We start from the raw sequence: 16,836 nt of genomic DNA on the forward strand, positions 1-16,836 counted from the left end.
AACTCGACTGAAATTGGAACTTAGGCTTTGGCCTGTGCGTAATAGTCCCTTGTGCCCTTCACCTCGATCGCTGCTCGCAGGCGATCGAGCGCATGGACATAGGCCGCCGTCCGCAGGGACAAATCCAGCGATTGGGCGAGCTGCCAAATCCGCTCCGTTTCACGGGTCATCCGTTCCGCCAACCGCTGTTCCACCTCCGCCGCCGACCAATACAAACCACTTCGATTTTGCACCCACTCAAAGTAGCTAACGGTCACGCCGCCTGCATTAGTCAAAATGTCCGGCAAGACATAAATTCCCTTTTGATTCAGGATGCGATCGGCCTCAAAGGTAATCGGCCCGTTTGCCACTTCAAAGATCAGTTTGGCCTGAATTTGATCGGCGTTTTCCGGTGTAATTTGATTTTCCAGCGCCGCCGGAATTAACACATCAACGGGCAGTTCCAAGAGTGCTGCATTGGTAATCGATTGATGATCTGCCATGTTGCAAACCGTGCCATGGCAGTAAAGGGCCTCCATGCCGCGCCCCGCTTCCTTGTTTTGGCGGATGGCAGGAATATCTAACCCCGCCGGAGCATAGATTCCGCCTTTGGAATCGCTGACCGCCACCACTCGGTAGCCCGCACGATAGATTTGTTCCGCCAAAAAACTGCCCGCATTGCCAAATCCTTGAATCGCAACGGTGGTTTCGGCCGGTGGGCGATCGAACTTGGGCAAAATGGTTTGCATCACAAAAAAAGCTCCCATGGCCGTGGCCGTTTCTCGGCCTGCACTGCCGCCCAGGGCGATCGGCTTGCCCGTCACCACCGCCGGACAGGACTTGCGCTGAATGATGTTGTAGCGATCCATCATCCAACCCATAATCGTGGCGTTGGTGTAAACATCGGGGGCCAAAATATCCACATCGGGCCCAATAAAATCCGCGATCGCATCAATATAGCCGCGCGTTAAACGCTCCAACTCCAAGCGCGAAAGCTGCTTAGGATTAACCGTAATTCCACCCTTGCCGCCGCCAAAGGGCAAATCCAACACTGCACATTTAAAGGTCATCCAAAATGCTAAGGATGTGACCTCATCCAAGGACACTTGAGGATGATAGCGAACCCCGCCTTTGGCAGGGCCGCGCGTATCGTCATAGCGAACTCGATAGCCCTGAAAAACCTGTAACGATCCATCATCCATCCGCACGGGAATTGAAACTTGCAGACTGGCTTTTGGATGCTTTAAATGTTCGATCGCATCTTCCGAAATGGCGATATGCTTCAGGGCCAAATCGAGATTTTGGCGCGCACCCACAAACAGCGATTGGCTTTCCATGCTTCGGGTCGTTCCTTGAAGGTAGTTGGAGCAACCTTCCTGTTTAAATTGTAGTCTTTGTTACGGTTTGCCCGCTAGCCACAGGGTTCAAGCAAGAATCAGGCAGGGATCAAGTAGAGATCAAGGAATAGAGATCAAGGAAAGATCACATGGAAAGCGAGCCAAATCCTGAAAACCAGGGCGATCGCTCGGTGGCCGGGATCATCCTCTGGCAACCCAAAACCGAACTGGGCCCGTGGTCAGATCCCAAACGCCAGGATTAAGATGGGCCCGATGTGCGGAGGATGGCTCGATCGCGCCCCAATTGCCCCTCAATTGCGCCGCCCGATCGCGATTGTCCTAAGTTCAAGGGCGGCCAAGAGCCGTTCGATCGAACCCAGTCGTAGCCTCATCCTCCCCACAGCATCCTCCTAGAATGCCCTTGACCATGGAATGGAATCCCGAAACAACTTGGATCTTTGCGGTGGGTTTGCTGGAGTGGCAAGACTCAGAAGCCTTCGCCCCTTTTCCTGATGCTGTCCCCAATCGATCAGACGCGCAGTTAGTGGAATTTTTCCGCAACCAAGGCGTGCCCCAATCCCAAATTATTTATCTTCAGGATCGTCAAGCCACCCTCTCCGCCATTCAATCTAAACTGCCGGATTTTTTGGCCAGCACCGATGAAAATGCTCTCTTAATGCTCTACTTTGCTGGTCATGGCGGCTGGGATTCCGAATCGGGAGAACATTATTTTTACAACTATGATGCCGATGCGGAAGATACAGAAACCTATTGGAAAGTGTCCAGCATCTTTGATGATATTGAAGAAAACTTCAATGGTTCCCATGCCTTGCTGATGGCGGACTGTTGCTTCTCTGGGGGACTGATTGATGAAGCCAAACGGCGGGAAAGCGAAATTGCTTACGCCTGTGTGACCTCTGCCTATGCCCACAACACTTCAACGGGCGCTTGGACTTTTACGGCTTCTTTGCTGAAGGGATTACAAGGAGATCCCACGGTTGATTTGGATGAAGATCGGGTGATTACGCTCTATGATTTTGCCCGCTACACGGAATTGGAAGTGGCATTCATTGAAGATCAAAAATCAATGTTTTTCACAACTCATGATTTTGATCCCCAAATGCAACTGTCACGAGTGACCGATCAGTTCGATCCCCAATTGGGCCGCCGGGTGGAGGTGGAATATGAGGAGGATTGGTATCGGGCAAAAATTGTGGAGGTGAGCGATTCAGACGGCGATCCGCAATACCGAGTGCAATACGTGGTGGATCAGTCAGAAGAGTGGGTCACGCCCGATCGCATCCGTCCCTACGAACCGGTGATGTATGACCTGGGAGCGGCGGTGGAGGTGCAGGATGAGGCGGGCGATTGGTATCCCGCAACAATCAAAAAGGCTTGGTATGGCCTGCACCATATTAGCTATGACGACTACGACGAAAATTGGGATGAGTGGGTGGGGCCCGATCGCCTGCGAGAACCGGAATAGGGCAGCGGGGCGCATGGTTACATCGAGCCAAATTGGGAATCGATCGCCCAAAAAATCGGGGTAGGTTTGCATCTACCCCGACTCGCTTTTGGACATTATTTGGGTATTAGTTGGACATTGGTTTAAACATTAATTTTGGACATTAATGTAAACCGGGAAATGGTTGAATTGCGATTGAATTTCAGCAACCGCAAACTCAGTAATGGATCAAGATTTCCCAAACACCTATTTCCAAGACACCTTCAGGCTGGCCGGTTGTCCAGGATTACCCACCAGCACCGGGCCGCGCCCATTGGCCGCCAAGTGCCGCAGGATCCAATAGATCGTTTCCACCTGCTCGATCGCCCCCACCTGCGTTGCCAACTCCGCAATCAACAGGGGTTCTCCCGCATCTTGCAAGACCGACACCAGCCGCTTTTGCAGGGCCAAGATGTTGGCGGCGGCTTTTTTGCCGGCCTCAACGCCCGGTTGGTGATAGGCATTGATGTTCACCAGGGAGGCATAGAAGCTGACGGCCCGTTCGTAGAGCGCAATTAGGGCCCCCACAATGCGCTCGCTGACGCGGGGAACCGTAATGGTGATTGACTCTCGATCATTGTCGTAGAGCGCTTGGCGCGTGCCTTGCAATAGCCCACTGAGGTAATCGCCGGACTCGATCGCCCCGTCTTCCACCACCACGCCCGAGCCGCCATCTTCCAGCACTTCAATCAGGGTGGCGAAAAAGTTGGGAACCCCTTCGCGCAACTGCTGCACGTAGGCATGTTGGTCGGTGCTGCCCTTGTTGCCATACACGGCAATGCCCTGATAGACCAAGTTGCCATCCAGGTCGCGTTCCTTGCCCAAGGATTCCATCACCAACTGCTGGAGATAGCGCGAAAACAGCAGTAGCCGGTCTTTGTAAGGCAAAACCACCATGTCTTTTTCGCCCTTGCCTCGGCCCACGGAATACCAACAGAGGGCCAACAGGGCGGCGGGGTTGGTTTTTAGGTTGCGGTCTCGGGTGGCCTGATCCATCATTTGCGCGCCCAAGAGCATTTCCCGAATTTGGATCCCTTGGAGCGCCGCTGGCAACAGCCCCACCGCCGACAGTTCCGAGGTGCGGCCACCGACCCAATCAAACATCGGGAATCGATCGAGCCAGCCTTCCGCGATCGCCCGTTGATCCAAGGCGCTGCCCTCACAGGTAATGGCCACAAAGTTGCGGTGATAGGGCAAACCGGCTTGGCCAAATTCCGCTTGAATTTCCACCATGCCGTTGCGGGTTTCGGGTGTGCCGCCGGACTTGGAGATGATCAGCACCAGGGTTGTGGCCAGGCGATCGCGCAGGGGGGAGCCGCCCGTGCTCTTGGACAGAATCCGATCGATGCCGTCGGGGTCGGTGTTGTCCACAAAGTGAATGGCCAAGGGCGGCTGATTGGGAGCCAAGGCCTCCGCCACGAACTGCGGCCCCAGGGCCGAACCGCCAATCCCGATCGATAACACATCCGTAAAAGGCTGACCGTTGGCCGTGAGCTGGCCGTTGTGGATGGCCGCCGTGAAGGTTTCGAGGCGGTCAAGGGTGTTGATGATGTCGTCTCGCAATTCCGGTGTTGGGGCCAAGTCCGGTTGCCGCAGCCAATAGTGACCCACCATCCGTTGTTCGTCGGGATTGGCGATCGCCCCCGATTCCAGAGCGGTCATGTCCCCAAACGCTTTCGCCAACTTGGGTTGCATCTGAGCCACAAATGCATCATCGAACCGCATCCGGCTCACGTCCAGATACAGCCCCAAGCCCTCGTGATAGTAGAGCCAGTCTTGGTAACGCTGCCACAATGACGCAGTGCCGGTCATAAACACTCCTTCTTATCGTCTTTTTATCGTCCCGATCGCGCCTTGAGTGTAGCCCAGCTCCCACCCCCGATCACGGTAACGATTGCATCAGACACCGGCCCCCCTGCGTCTGGGCCGAGAGCGCAGTTCCCGACAGTGCCAACCGGCTGAGTAGAATAGGGGCGGCAGTAGCATCCCCCTGCCCTCACCCCCCTTTTGACCCATGGCTGCTGTGCGTTGTCCTATCTGTTCCACCGAGTTGTCAGACACCGAAGTGCTGTGCCCAACCTGTGGTTGGGATAATTCCCCGTTACCGGAGGCGCTGGTGGGCACGGGGAGCGATCGGGCGACCATTGCCCTGTTGCGGGCCCGCGACCAGGTGCGCACCACTTGGGCCCGGGAGTTTTGGCAGCGATTAAATTTGGATGCCAAGTTAAACCACATTGAAGGCCAACTGAAACGGGCCCGCCAGGAGCGATCGCACCTGTATTTGGAACTAACACAACTACAAGAATCGCAAAAACTGCTGCTCCAAACCCTTTCGCCGGAATGGCTGGAAACGCTGCAACAGCTTCAGGGTCAGCTCCAGCAACAAATCCAAGCCCTGAAACAGAGTGCGGGGCCCCAAAGGTCACCACAGACGGGATCGCCACAGAAGGGATCACCACAGACAGGATCGCCCCAGGCAGGATCCCCAACACAATCCCATCCGATCGAGTCGGGATCCGATCCCTTGCCGTTTGATTTGGGTCCCTTGGACACGGCCGCCCTGCAAGACACGGGCAATCCGAGTTCGGCGGTCAATCCCAACCCGCCCTTGGCCAATCCCGATCGCAACGAAAATCCTTTCCACCTGCCGGAACATCGCCCTTCTGCCCCCATGCCGCCGGCCCACGGGCTGCCCACGGAGGAAGAGGTGACCATTTTGCAGTTTGTGATGCCCTCGCCGGGGCCAACTCCGGCCCCGGTCGATCGCTACGGGCGGCTGTCCCAGTTGTTGGAAGCGCAAAAGTGGCTGGAGGCCGATCGGGAAACCACTCGAATCATGCTGAAGGTGGTGGGCCGCGAGGGGGCCAGTTGGTTGCGGGTGGAAGACATTGAGCAATTTCCCAAGGGCGATTTAACCGAGATCGATCGCCTCTGGACCATCCACAGCAACAATCACTTTGGCTTCCGCATTCAGTACGACATTTGGCTAGAGGTCACCAGCCAAACGGCCAGCCCCGTGGAGGCTTGGTGTCGGTTTGGCGATCGCCTGGGTTGGACCAGCCAAAAGAGCCGTAACTTCAGCCTCAGCGCCCCGGCAGGCCATTTGCCTTACTGTTCTGCCGTGGGGGTTTGGTGGTGTTCGGGTCTGTTTCCTCAGGTGGTGAATGCGGCCTTGGGCAGCGCCTAAAGCAACCCTGGCCCGCCAGGCTAAATCAGCGCCTAAACCAATGCCTAAACCATCGATCCATCAGCTCCCTGCCCTACAATGGGGCGTGAAATTTGGGCTATTCCTACGCTGAGGCTCGATCGCGCCCCCATGATTGCTTACCTCACCTCACTGATTATCTTTTCAGGCATCTTTGCCCTCTTTGGTCTGGGTCTGAATTTGCAATGGGGTCTCACGGGCTTAATTAATTTTGGCCATGTGGCCTTCATGACCATTGGGGCCTACACCACCATTCTGCTGTCGCTTCAGGGTTGGCCGATTTTGCTGGCGGTGGCGATCGGGGCAGGGTTGGCGGCTCTGCTGGGCCTGTTGGTGGGCATTTCCACCCTGCGCCTGCGGGAAGATTACTTGGCGATCGTCACGATCGGGGTGTCGGAGGTGGTGCGGCTGGTGGCTTTGAATGAAGAGTGGCTGACCCGAGGCGCAAGGGGCGTTTATGGCTACCCGCTGCCCTTGGCCCAAGTGCCGGACGCGCCTTGGGTGACTCCGGTGGCAATCGCCCTTTGGACAGGTATTTTCGGGGCGGCGGGTTGGTCCCTGTGGCATTGGTTCCGGCAGGCCTTGCGATCGCGCCAACAGGCCGCCCAAGGACAAGTCACCGGCACAACCCAACAGCCCCCCTCCAAGGGTCGCCTGGTGTTGGGTTGCATCTCGGCCCTACTGGGGCTGCTGCTCTATGGCTGTGGGGCGATCGCCCTCTGGGATTTCAACTACAAAGGCGGCTTGATGTTGCTGGTGGTGGCCGTTTTGGGTCTGGTCTATTGGCAACTGGAACAACTGGGCCGATCGCCCTGGGGCCGGGTGCTCAAGGCAATTCGCGAAGACGAAGAAATCGCGCGGGCCTTGGGCAAAAACGTGTTTTGGTACAAACTGCAATCCCTGATGTTGGGCGGCGCGATCGCGGGGGTCGCTGGTTCCTTCTATGCCTGGAATCTCACTTTCATTAACCCCGATGGCTTCATTCCGCTGATGACCTTCCAAGCTTGGACGATCGTGGTTTTGGGCGGCGCAGGCAACAATGCGGGTACGCTGTTGGGTTCTGTGCTGTTTTGGGGATACACCACCCTCACCCGGTTTGTGTTGCCGGCCCTGTTGCCCTTGGATGATGCCCGCTTGGGCGCTTTCCGGCTAATGGTCATTGGGCTGATTTTGGTGGTGCTGATGATGTGGCGGCCCCAGGGCATTTTGGGCAAGAAGGAAGAGCTGACCCTCGGCCAATAGGCGGCTCTGGCGATTCAGGGCGATCGCCCTATGATGGGTTAATCAACAGTGCAAGTGATCTCCAGAGTCCAAGCTGCGATCGCAAGGCCCTGATCCCCCTTTCAATCATGTTCAAACTGCTGGCAACGGTGCGCCATCGCTGGGTTATGTGGCTGATGGGCTGGGAGACCCGTTTGGTGAGTCCTTCGTTTCAAGGGGCTTTGCTGGGCGCGATCGCCCTGTTTCTGTTTGGGGCGGCCACCAACGCCATGGCCGGCTGGCTCTACGTGATGAGTGGGGTGCTGTTGGCGCTGATGTTGGTGGCGGCGGTGCTGACGGCGCGATCTCTCGGGGGCCTGAGCGCCAACCGATCGCCCATTCAACCGATCAGTGTTGATGATTTAGCCGTGGTGGAATGCCGGATCACCAACCATGCCCGATCGGCCCGCTCCCTGTTGCAATGGGTCGATCGGCCACCGGCCCCCCTGCCCGTTGCCAGCGGCTCGATCGCCCTGATTCCCGCCCAAGGCAGCATCACCATCCAGGCCCAATTTCGGGCCCAGCGGCGCGGCATCTACCGTTGGCCGAGTCTCACCTTGCGATCGGGTGCGCCCTTCGGCCTGTTTTGGCGACAACAGCCGATCACTGCACCGGCCAAGTTGGTGGTTTATCCTCGAGTTTGGCCCCTGGCCCAATGCCCGATCGTGGATTGGATGGGCGAAGGGGATGCCCAAAACGCAGCGGGCGATCGCGCCTTACGTTTGGGAACCGAAGGCCTCACCCGCTCCCTGCGGCCCTACCGTTGGGGCGACTCCACCCGGCTCATTCATTGGCGCAGCAGTGCCCGGTTTGGGGAGCTTCAGGTGCGGGAATTGGAAACCGCCGCCACGGGGCCCGACCTGATTGTGGCCCTCGATAGTGCGATCGCCTGGGATCCCGAAGACTTTGAGCAGGCCGTGGAAGCGGCCGCCTCCATGTATGTCTATGCCAGCCGCTGTTACCTCGATCCCTTCCTTTGGACGGCGGCCACGGGGCTGGTACGAGGGCGACAGGTGGTGTTGGAAACCCTGGCCGGAACCCAAGCCGGGGAGCTAGCTGAACATGAACCGCCTTCCCGGGCCGTGCTGTGGCTCACTTCAGCGGTCGATCGGGTCAGTCAATTGCCCGATCGCAGCCGTTGGTTGTTGTGGTTACCCCCCAGCAATGAGTTGGCGGGCAGCCTGCTCGGTCGCCAGGCCCAAGGCCGCGTCATCTCGCGCGATCGCCCAATTTCTGAGCAATTGCAGGCCGGCAACCATCCGCTTTAACTCAACGGTTTTCGCTCAACGGTTTTCGCTCAACCGTTCGCATCATTGACTCTTGATTGGGCGTGCGGCTGTACGCCCCTACTTCAACTTCAGGCTGCCCGGAGCATCGGTTGAAACCGGCGCGACGAAACGGGGCGATCGTCAGCCGTTGGATCTCTAGCCGTTGGACTTGCTTGTTCAAATCTTATTGAAAATTATTCTTGACATTTTCCAAATCTTGATTCAGGCTTTATTGCTATAAAGTTTCAATAAAGGTTCGAGAGTTACTCGAATCTGCACCGAATGGCGCATACCTGCAAAAACTGCAAACGCTGCAAGCTGTTGTTGGGAACTTCCTATGACTGTCACCACCACGCCGCCACAGACGGCGATCGCGATTCCTTGGTGGGCGGGGAATGCCCGCCTGACGGAACTGTCGGGACGATTGTTGGGGGCCCATGTGGCCCATGCGGGACTGATCGTGCTTTGGGCGGGGGCAATGACCCTGTTTGAGGTCTCCCGCTGCGATCTGAGTCGGCCGCTGTATGAGCAAGGCTTGATTTTGTTGCCGAACCTGGCCCGGTTGGGTTGGGGCTTGGGCAACAACGGGGCGATCGCCCAAACCGATGATTGGTTTGCGATCGGGGCGATTCATCTGATCAGCGCTGCCTTCCTGGGGGCGGGCGGTTTGTTCCATGCCCTCAAGGGGCCCGAACGGCTCGATCGCACCGGCTTTTTCAATTACCGCTGGGATGATGCCAACAAAATGACCCAAATTCTGGGCATTCACCTGGTGTTGCTCGGGTTGGGCGCTTGGCTGCTGGTGCTGAAGGCCACCACCTTTGGCGGTCTTTACGATCCGGCGGTGGGCCGTGTTCAGTTGGTCAGCGACCTGAACTGGGATTTGGGGCAAATCTTCGGCTACTTCTTCGGGGCCGGCGGTCGCTACTGGCTCGCTAGCGTCAATGACCTGCCCACGATCGTCGGGGCCCATGCTTGGTTGGGCGCAATCCTGATCGGTGGCGGCCTCTGGCACATCGTTTCGGAGCCGTCCGCGGCCGTGAAGCGCCTGTTCATTTGGTCAGGCGAGGCCTATTTGTCCTACAGCTTGGGGGCGCTGGCTCTGATGGCCTTTGTGGCCACCCTGTTTGTGTCCGTGAATGCCGTCGCCTTCCCTGAGGTGTTCTTTGGCCCCAAGTTGCAAATCGGGTTCGATCGCGTGCCCTATTTCTTCAGCCCCGATGGCGCTTTGACCTCCCGCGTTTGGTTGGCCAACGCCCATTTCTGGCTCGGCTTCTTTTTCCTGCAAGGGCACATTTTCCACGCCCTGCAAGCGGCTGGTGTGCGGTTTGGCTTTGGGCAAACCACTCCGGCCACCGCTGACACTGCTGATTCTGCTACCCAATCGACCCAGGAGGCTGCTGCATGAGCGCTGTAATCTCTCGGACGGCGGCCCCCACCGTGCCGCAGTTGGGCTGGTGGGCCGGAAACGGTCGGTTTGTGAACCTGTCGGGCAAGCTACTGGGGGCCCATGTGGCCCATGCGGGGCTGATTGTGCTCTGGGCGGGGGCCATGACCCTGTTTGAGCTGTCTCGCTACGATGCGAGCCAACCGATGGGGACTCAGGGGCTGATTCTGTTGCCCCACTTGGCCACCCTGGGGTTTGGCTTGGGGCCCAATGGGGCGATCGCCGACACCTATCCCTATCTGGTGGTGGGCATGTTGCACCTGGTCAGTGCGGCGGTGTTGGGGGCTGGCGGCATCTATCACGCCGTGCTGGGCCCCGAGGTGCTGCCGACCGATCGCGCCAACTTCAGTGGCTTCTTTGGCTACGACTGGCGCGACAAGGACAAAATGACCACGATTATTGGCATTCACCTGTTGCTGTTGGGATCTGGAGCCTTCCTATTGGTGGCTAAGGCCATGACCTGGGGCGGTCTCTATGACCCGGCAATCGGCTCCGTGCGCTTGGTTGAGCATCCCACCCTGGAGTTCGGCACGATTTGGGGCTATCTGGTCGGATCCCATGGCAGCCAAGGGATGGCGGCGATCGACAACCTCGAAGACCTGGTGGGCGGCCATGTGTGGGTCGGCGGTCTCTGCATCGCGGGCGGCCTCTGGCACATCCTCAGCCGTCCTTGGCTCTGGGTGGAGCGGGTGTTCTATTGGACGGGAGAAGCCTACCTGTCCTACAGCCTGGGAGCCTTGGCTTACATGGGCTTCTTTGCCGCCTACTTCGTGTCGGTGAATGATTTTGCCTATCCCGAAGTGTTCTACGGGCCCCTGGGCATCGTCACCCAGGACGGCACCGTGACCACTCGGGGCTGGCTCGCAACTTTCCACTTTGTGTTTGCGATCCTGTTTTTGGCGGGGCATTTGTGGCACGCCCTGCGGGTGCGGGCGGAGGCCGTGGGCTTCAAGTTCGGCAGCGATAGCTTTATCCGGCCCGGTGGCGGCTCCCCGGAAGCGGGCACGTTGGACACACCCGTCAGCGCCTCCGATGTGACCCTGGCCCTGGTGCAATACCTGCCGATCTATCGCCCAAACCTGTCGCCCTTGTCGCGGGGTCTGGAAATTGGCATGGCCCACGGCTACTTCCTGGTGGGGCCGTTCATCAAGCTGGGGCCGATGCGATCGAGCCAATCGGCGGAACTGGTGGGGCTGATTGCCACCATGGGGCTGCTGTTGATCTTGTCTCTGTGCCTGTCGCTCTATGGAGCCGTGACCTTCCCGAATCGGGGCGATCGCTCCCTGGATCAGTTCCGGGGCATGGCCAAGGCCGTGAGCGCGAATGCGGCTGTGCTGCCCGAAAACCTGCGGACGGCGGACGGCTGGAGCCAGTTCAGTGCCATGTTCTTGGTAGGTGGCATGGGCGGCGCAATCTTTGCCTTCCTGCTGTTGACCCAGGGGGCAGGCCTATTGGCACTCTAGGCAATCCGCGACCAGCCTGATTGGCCAGCATCGTTCAAACCGTTTTTTGAGTTTTTGATCCATAAGTCAGTCATTTACAGAAATCGAAATCGGTCATGGAGGGCTGATTACGAGGACTGGGGGGATTCGGGGCCGCTCCGTCGCTGGGGGTGGCGATCGATCCCCTTTTTTCTGGTTGGGTGGGCATTTTCAGTTTATTAAAACTCTTTCTCAATTAAGAAAAGCTTGCTATGCTGCTATTGCTTATTTATTGAGAGTTAATTTCATTAGATAAGCTTTTGAGGGTCAATCGCCAGTAACCAGCAGTGCATGGCGATCGCCCCTGAAGCGAGATCGGTACTCGGCCGGCCGACCTCAACAACCTCAACCTTTCAACGAATCGAACCTATGGCAACGATCGGACTGTTCTACGGCACGCAAACGGGCAACACGGAATCCTTGGCTGAAAAAATTCAAGCGGCCCTGGGCGGCGATTCCGTGGTGGATTTGCACGATGTGGCGGATGCCAGCGTCGAAGACTTTGCGCCCTACAACTACCTGATTGTGGGCTGCCCTACCTGGAACATTGGCGAACTCCAAAGCGACTGGGACGGCCTCTACGGAGAGCTAGACGACATCAGCTTTGCGGGCAAAAAGGTGGCCTATTTTGGCCCCGGCGACCAGGTGGGCTACGCGGACAATTTCCAAGACGCGATGGGATTGCTTGAGGAAAAGATCGCCAGCCTGGGCGGCCAAACCGTGGGCATGTGGCCGATCGCGGGCTATGACTTCAGCGAATCCAAGGCCCAACGGGGCGATCAGTTCGTGGGGTTGGCGCTGGATGAAGATAACCAACCGGACTTGACCGATGAGCGAATTGCCACTTGGGTGGCCCAGATTAAGCGCGAATTTGGCCTGTAATTGGGCCAGTTGGGCCCTGAAATTCTGGGGTTCCCGTTGGGCGCTGGTGAGCTATTGACCGTCCGAGCCGATCGGGCTAGGAGCCGCCGCAGCCAGCCGATCGAACCGGGCCCGATCGGGAGCATTGGTGATCACGCCATCCACCCCCAAGCTCAGGGCCCGCTCCATTTCGATGGGATCGTCCACTGTCCAAACCCAGAGGGCCGCCTGCCGCGATCGCGCCAGAGCCACCACTTCGGGGGTGAGCTGGCCATGGTGCAACGACACCACCGCCACCGCCCCCAATTCCCGATCGAGCGCGGCCCAATCCAGCGGGTCAGCCGCAATCGGGCCCAAGGACAACTCAGGCGCGATCGCCCGCACCCGTTGCAGCATTGCCCAATTAAAAGACGTGAGCGTGACCTGTGCTTGGGAAAACGCCCTCAACAAAGCCACCACGGCTTCCGGTAGTTGGCGTTCCTGGCCATGACACTTCAGCTCCAAATTCAGGGCCACCCGATCGCCCACTTGGGCCAACACCGCCGCCAGGGTCGGAATCCGGGTTCCCGCAAACCGGGGACTAAGCCAGGATCCCACCTCCAATTGGGCTAAGTCCGCAGCGGTCAGTTGATGGCTGGGGCGATCGACCCCGGCTAACCGCCGCAGGTTTGTGTCATGGAGCACCGCCAACGTGCCGTCCGCCAGCTCCTGCACATCCAGCTCGATCGCATCAACCCGGTCAGCGATCGCCTGTTCGATCGCCACCAAGGTATTTTCGGGAGCAATCGCGGAACTGCCCCGATGGGCAATGAGCTGCGCCATGGTTCTGGAGCGAAAGGATTCAAGTTAAGGATTCAATTTGAGGATTCAATTTGAGGAATCCGTTAACCGTTGCCTAGCCGACGGAAAGCGCCTCAGCAGACTGCGGGCGAGATCGGGGATAACGTTCCATCAGCGATCGCACCTGTTCCGCATGGTAGGAACTGCGGGTCAGCGGCGAAGAAACCACCTGCAAAAAGCCCATGGCTTCCCCGGCCACCCGCCAAGCTTCAAACTGCTCCGGAGTCACAAAAGACTGCACCGGCAAATGCTTAGGCGAAGGCTGGAGATATTGGCCGAGGGTCAAAATATCGCAATCCACCGATCGCAGGTCGGCCATGGCTTGTTCCACTTCCGCCGCCGTTTCCCCCAGACCAACCATGATTCCAGATTTGGTATACAGCCAAGGGGCAAGGGTTTTGGCACGTTGCAATAGTTCCAAGGTGCGTTGATAGTCCCCTTGGGGGCGCACCCGGCGATAAAGACGGGCGATCGTTTCCGTGTTGTGGTTCAGCACCTCCGGCCCCGCCGACAGGATAATATCCAGCGCCGCCCAGTTACCGCAGAGATCCGGAATCAACACCTCGATCGTGGTTCCCGGCGAGGCCGATCGCACGGCCGCAATGCATTGGCGAAACTGATCCGCCCCGCCGTCGGGCAAATCATCCCGATTCACCGATGTAATCACCACATGGTTCAGCCGCATCCGGCGCACCGCTTCCGCCAGCCGCGTTGGTTCCGTGGGATCCAGGGCCTTAGGCTTCTTCTCAAAGTCAATGTCGCAGTAGGGACAAGCGCGGGTGCAGGCGGGCCCCATGATTAGAAACGTGGCCGTTCCGGCATTGAAGCACTCGCCAATGTTGGGGCAGGAGGCTTCTTCGCAGACCGTGTTCAGGGCCAAGTCCCGCAAAATATCTTTGACATTGCCCACGCGCTCCCACTGAGGAGCCTTGACGCGGAGCCATTCAGGTTTTTGGGCGATCGGGTTGGAGTTTGGGTTCACGAGTAGTCGGGTTGGGTTTCACCCAGTTTTGGGGCACTGATTCATTATTGATTAATTAACACTAATCAATTAGAGCTAATCAATTAGGGCTAATCAATTAGGGCTAATTCACAAATTCACATCGCTTCCGCGCCTAAGGGAACGGCACAACCTCATGGGCGGGACTGCCTCAACCGGTTTCTTAGCCGATCGGCCTTGGATTCCCAACGGCTAATCCTGAGATTGGCGATTGTTGCCGGTGGGCTGGTTGGCCGTTGAGGCTTGGGCGGTGTTGGATTTGCCCTTTTGGGGTTGGCGAGCCTTAGCAAAATAGGCATCAATGACCGATCGGGCAACGGGGCCGGCCACCTTGCTGCCACCGCCACCATTTTCCAAAAACGCCACCACCACGATCTCCGGTTTTTCATAGGGCGCATAGGCCCCAAACCAAGCATGGGTTTCCCGGGGCGGATCTTCCGCCGTGCCGCTCTTGCCTGCCACCGACACCGTGCCATTCAGGGCTTTGCCCGTACCCGCCGTCACCACACTGCGCAGGGATTTCCGCAACAGTTCCAAGGTGCTGGGTTTCAAACCCAAAGACTCCCGCTGCATCGGCGTGGACTGCACCAACCGGGGCTGCACCCGATAGCCCCCATTGGCCACGGCTGAAAACATGACCGCCACTTGCAGGGGGGAAGCTTGCACGTAGCCTTGCCCGATCGAGGCATTGACCGTATCTACCCGATGCCAACGTCCCAAGTCATTTTTCCGCTTCCATTCATCACTGGGAATCAGTCCCCTGGCTTCCTCAAATCGCAGTTCAATGCCCGTTGGTGAGCTAAAACCCAACTTCCGGGCCCAAGTGACCAGGTTTTTTTCGCCCGCCCGCAGGCCCGCTTGCCCAAAGAAGGTGTTGCTGCTCATGGCCATGGCACTGATGAAGCTCATGGGGCCAAAGCCGGATTTGTTCCAATCCCAAACCCGAGTACCATCCACGGGCAAATAGGCATAGGTGGGCAGAACGGCATCGGGCGGGAGCTTGCCCGACTCCACCGCCGCCACGGTGGTCACCACCTTGAAGGTACTGGCGGGGGGATAGGCCTGCAAAGCTCGGTTCACGAAGGGATGGCGGCGCTTTTGCAGGGCTTGCCAAGTGCGTTGGTCAATCTTGCGGGTGAAGATATTGGGGTCAAATCGGGGTTCGCTGGCCAGGGCCAACACTTCGCCGGTTTTGGGGTTCATGACCACCACGGCCCCGTTGCGTCCCCCCAAGGCCGATTCCGAAGCCCGCTGCAAGTCCACATCTAAGCTGAGGTGGATATCTTCACCGGGTCGAGCGGGGCGATCGTCCAGAATGTTGATCAGGTTGCCCTTGCCGTCAATTTCTACCCGACCGCTACCGGGCTGGCCCCGCAGGGTAAATTCCAGGGATTTTTCAAGGCCCATTTTGCCCACAATGTCGCCATAGCGATAGCCTTTGGCGGATTTTTGGGCCCGAAATCGGTTGCCTTCCAGTTCTTCCTTGCTGATTTCGCCGATGTAGCCCAAGACGTGGGCGGCCGTTTCACCGTAGGGATAGGAGCGGCTGGTTTCCCGTTCAATTTGCACCCCTTGCAGATCCACGCCATATTCCCGCAACCGCACGACCTCTTCGGGTTTCACGTTGTGCTGAACGGGAATCAGAAAGCGAGACTCAAAATCTAGATGATCGGCCCGGGCCTGGAGATCGTCTTCTGAAATATTGAGGGTGGTGGCCAGAACATTCCGCAGTCGGGGCCAGTTGGGCCGGTTAACCGCTGTGCGCCAAACGGAAACGGAGTGGGTGAGCTGGTTACCCGCGAGCAGGTTGCCGTTTCGATCGAGCAGGTTGCCCCGGCTAGGAATTTTGGGGATGGTTTGAATGCGGTTGCGCTCGGCCCGGGCCCGCAGGGCCTCACCTTCCATGAGCTGGAGATGCACTAGGCGCTGAGCCAGTCCCCCAAAGATCAACAGGGAAACCACACCCATCAAAATCCAACTTTGGTTTGATCGCCCGATGGTGCGGCCATCGGTGTTGAGGCGATCGTACAGCGGTTGTAGCAGCGTCATAGGATGATCGGCCGATGGAAAGAGGGAGCAAGGGGAAAAATCCCAAGCGGACAACAATCAGCAAGCGCAAGAGCAGTTAGCGATCGAACCAACAGGTGCAGGTCATGGGGCAACTGGTCTAGCTCTGAGCATCAACGCATAGGCTCGGGGTCAATGGCTCGGGGTCAATGGCTCGGGGCGATCGCACAGGGAAGAAGCAACGGGACGGGAAAAACAAAACCAGGAACAAGGCAACCCTTGAAATCCCAAAAATTAGGCTTTTGGGGATTCGATCGGGGGTTTGCTGATGGGCGGCGGGCGCTTAAGTGACCCATTGATGAGGGTTTCTGTTTGTCACCCATGCCCAATCGGCCGTCGCCCAATACTTTACCGGAAATTCTGAGGGTGACCAAACCAGTTTTGGGCATTTGGCGCGATCGGGTTCCGCAAAGACCTGATGGCACGCTGTTTTGTGGGTTGGGGCGCAGGGCTGATTAGGGATTCTGATGATTTGATGACATTAGGCTCGAAATTTTGAACCTGGGATTCTGATGATTTGATGACATCAGGCTCAAAATCTTGAGCAATTGCCTGAATTGAGCCTCATGAGCCTCATGAATGGATGC

The 16,836-nt window shown here is 57.8% G+C and carries 13 protein-coding genes; 8 read left to right on the forward strand and 5 right to left on the reverse strand.

All coding sequences use genetic code 11. The features are described from left to right. Positions 1-20: 20 nt before the first annotated feature. Entirely contained in the window at positions 21-1,316 is a 1,296-nt protein-coding gene (locus H6F46_RS05915) for a Glu/Leu/Phe/Val dehydrogenase (RefSeq protein ID WP_190353913.1), read from the reverse strand. Positions 1,317-1,743: 427 nt separating this feature from the next. Between H6F46_RS05915 and H6F46_RS05920 the strand changes: the two genes are divergently transcribed. Then, positions 1,744-2,802, forward strand: a complete 1,059-nt coding sequence (locus H6F46_RS05920) for an agenet domain-containing protein (protein ID WP_199312091.1) — start codon at positions 1,744-1,746, stop codon at positions 2,800-2,802. Positions 2,803-3,027: 225 nt separating this feature from the next. Here the strand turns inward: H6F46_RS05920 and H6F46_RS05925 are convergent, their stop codons facing one another. After that, positions 3,028-4,632 (reverse strand): glucose-6-phosphate isomerase, encoded by a 1,605-nt coding sequence (locus H6F46_RS05925; RefSeq protein WP_190353914.1) that lies wholly within the window; start codon positions 4,630-4,632, stop codon positions 3,028-3,030. 202 nt (positions 4,633-4,834) lie between these two features. On the opposite strand from H6F46_RS05925, the gene H6F46_RS05930 reads away from it, so the two are divergent. The 6 genes from H6F46_RS05930 to fldA all read left to right on the forward strand — a co-directional run bounded on the left by H6F46_RS05930 (position 4,835) and on the right by fldA (position 12,363). After that, positions 4,835-6,007 carry a GUN4 domain-containing protein gene (locus H6F46_RS05930; RefSeq protein ID WP_190353915.1) on the forward strand — a complete coding sequence of 391 codons (1,173 nt, stop codon included), beginning with the start codon at positions 4,835-4,837 and terminating at the stop codon, positions 6,005-6,007. A gap of 129 nt (positions 6,008-6,136) precedes the next feature. Next, positions 6,137-7,267 (forward strand): branched-chain amino acid ABC transporter permease, encoded by a 1,131-nt coding sequence (locus tag H6F46_RS05935; RefSeq protein WP_190353979.1) that lies wholly within the window; start codon positions 6,137-6,139, stop codon positions 7,265-7,267. A gap of 107 nt (positions 7,268-7,374) precedes the next feature. Then, positions 7,375-8,553 carry a DUF58 domain-containing protein gene (locus H6F46_RS05940; protein ID WP_190353916.1) on the forward strand — a complete coding sequence of 393 codons (1,179 nt, stop codon included), beginning with the start codon at positions 7,375-7,377 and terminating at the stop codon, positions 8,551-8,553. Between the two features lie 337 nt (positions 8,554-8,890). Continuing rightward, positions 8,891-9,961 carry a chlorophyll a/b binding light-harvesting protein gene (locus tag H6F46_RS05945; protein ID WP_190353917.1) on the forward strand — a complete coding sequence of 357 codons (1,071 nt, stop codon included), beginning with the start codon at positions 8,891-8,893 and terminating at the stop codon, positions 9,959-9,961. Beyond that, positions 9,958-11,463, forward strand: a complete 1,506-nt coding sequence (locus H6F46_RS05950) for a chlorophyll a/b binding light-harvesting protein (RefSeq protein ID WP_190353918.1) — start codon at positions 9,958-9,960, stop codon at positions 11,461-11,463. Before H6F46_RS05945 ends, H6F46_RS05950 begins: the two co-directional genes overlap by 4 nt. 387 nt (positions 11,464-11,850) lie before the next feature. Further along, the gene (fldA, locus tag H6F46_RS05955) at positions 11,851-12,363 is read left to right on the forward strand and encodes a flavodoxin FldA (RefSeq protein WP_190353919.1); all 513 of its coding nucleotides are present in this window, start codon (positions 11,851-11,853) and stop codon (positions 12,361-12,363) included. A 51-nt stretch (positions 12,364-12,414) separates the two neighbouring features. Here the strand turns inward: fldA and H6F46_RS05960 are convergent, their stop codons facing one another. From H6F46_RS05960 to mrdA, 3 genes are all read right to left on the reverse strand, one after another. Further along, a complete protein-coding gene (locus tag H6F46_RS05960) occupies positions 12,415-13,164 on the reverse strand; it encodes a glycerophosphodiester phosphodiesterase family protein (RefSeq protein WP_190353920.1) in 750 nt (249 codons plus the stop codon). A 73-nt stretch (positions 13,165-13,237) separates the two neighbouring features. Beyond that, on the reverse strand, positions 13,238-14,164 hold the full coding sequence (gene lipA, locus H6F46_RS05965; protein ID WP_190353921.1) for a lipoyl synthase: 927 nt from the start codon (positions 14,162-14,164) through the stop codon (positions 13,238-13,240). A 210-nt stretch (positions 14,165-14,374) separates the two neighbouring features. After that, positions 14,375-16,231: a penicillin-binding protein 2 gene (gene mrdA / locus H6F46_RS05970; RefSeq protein WP_190353922.1), complete on the reverse strand. Its 1,857-nt coding sequence runs from the start codon at positions 16,229-16,231 to the stop codon at positions 14,375-14,377. A gap of 339 nt (positions 16,232-16,570) precedes the next feature. Here mrdA and H6F46_RS05975 point away from each other — a divergent pair, with 339 nt between their 5' ends. Continuing rightward, positions 16,571-16,708 (forward strand): hypothetical protein, encoded by a 138-nt coding sequence (locus tag H6F46_RS05975; RefSeq protein ID WP_158234438.1) that lies wholly within the window; start codon positions 16,571-16,573, stop codon positions 16,706-16,708. Positions 16,709-16,836: the final 128 nt, after the last annotated feature.

The sequence above is a fragment of the Limnothrix sp. FACHB-1083 genome (genome assembly GCF_014696485.1).
Classification (GTDB): Bacteria; Cyanobacteriota; Cyanobacteriia; order CACIAM-69d; family CACIAM-69d; genus CACIAM-69d.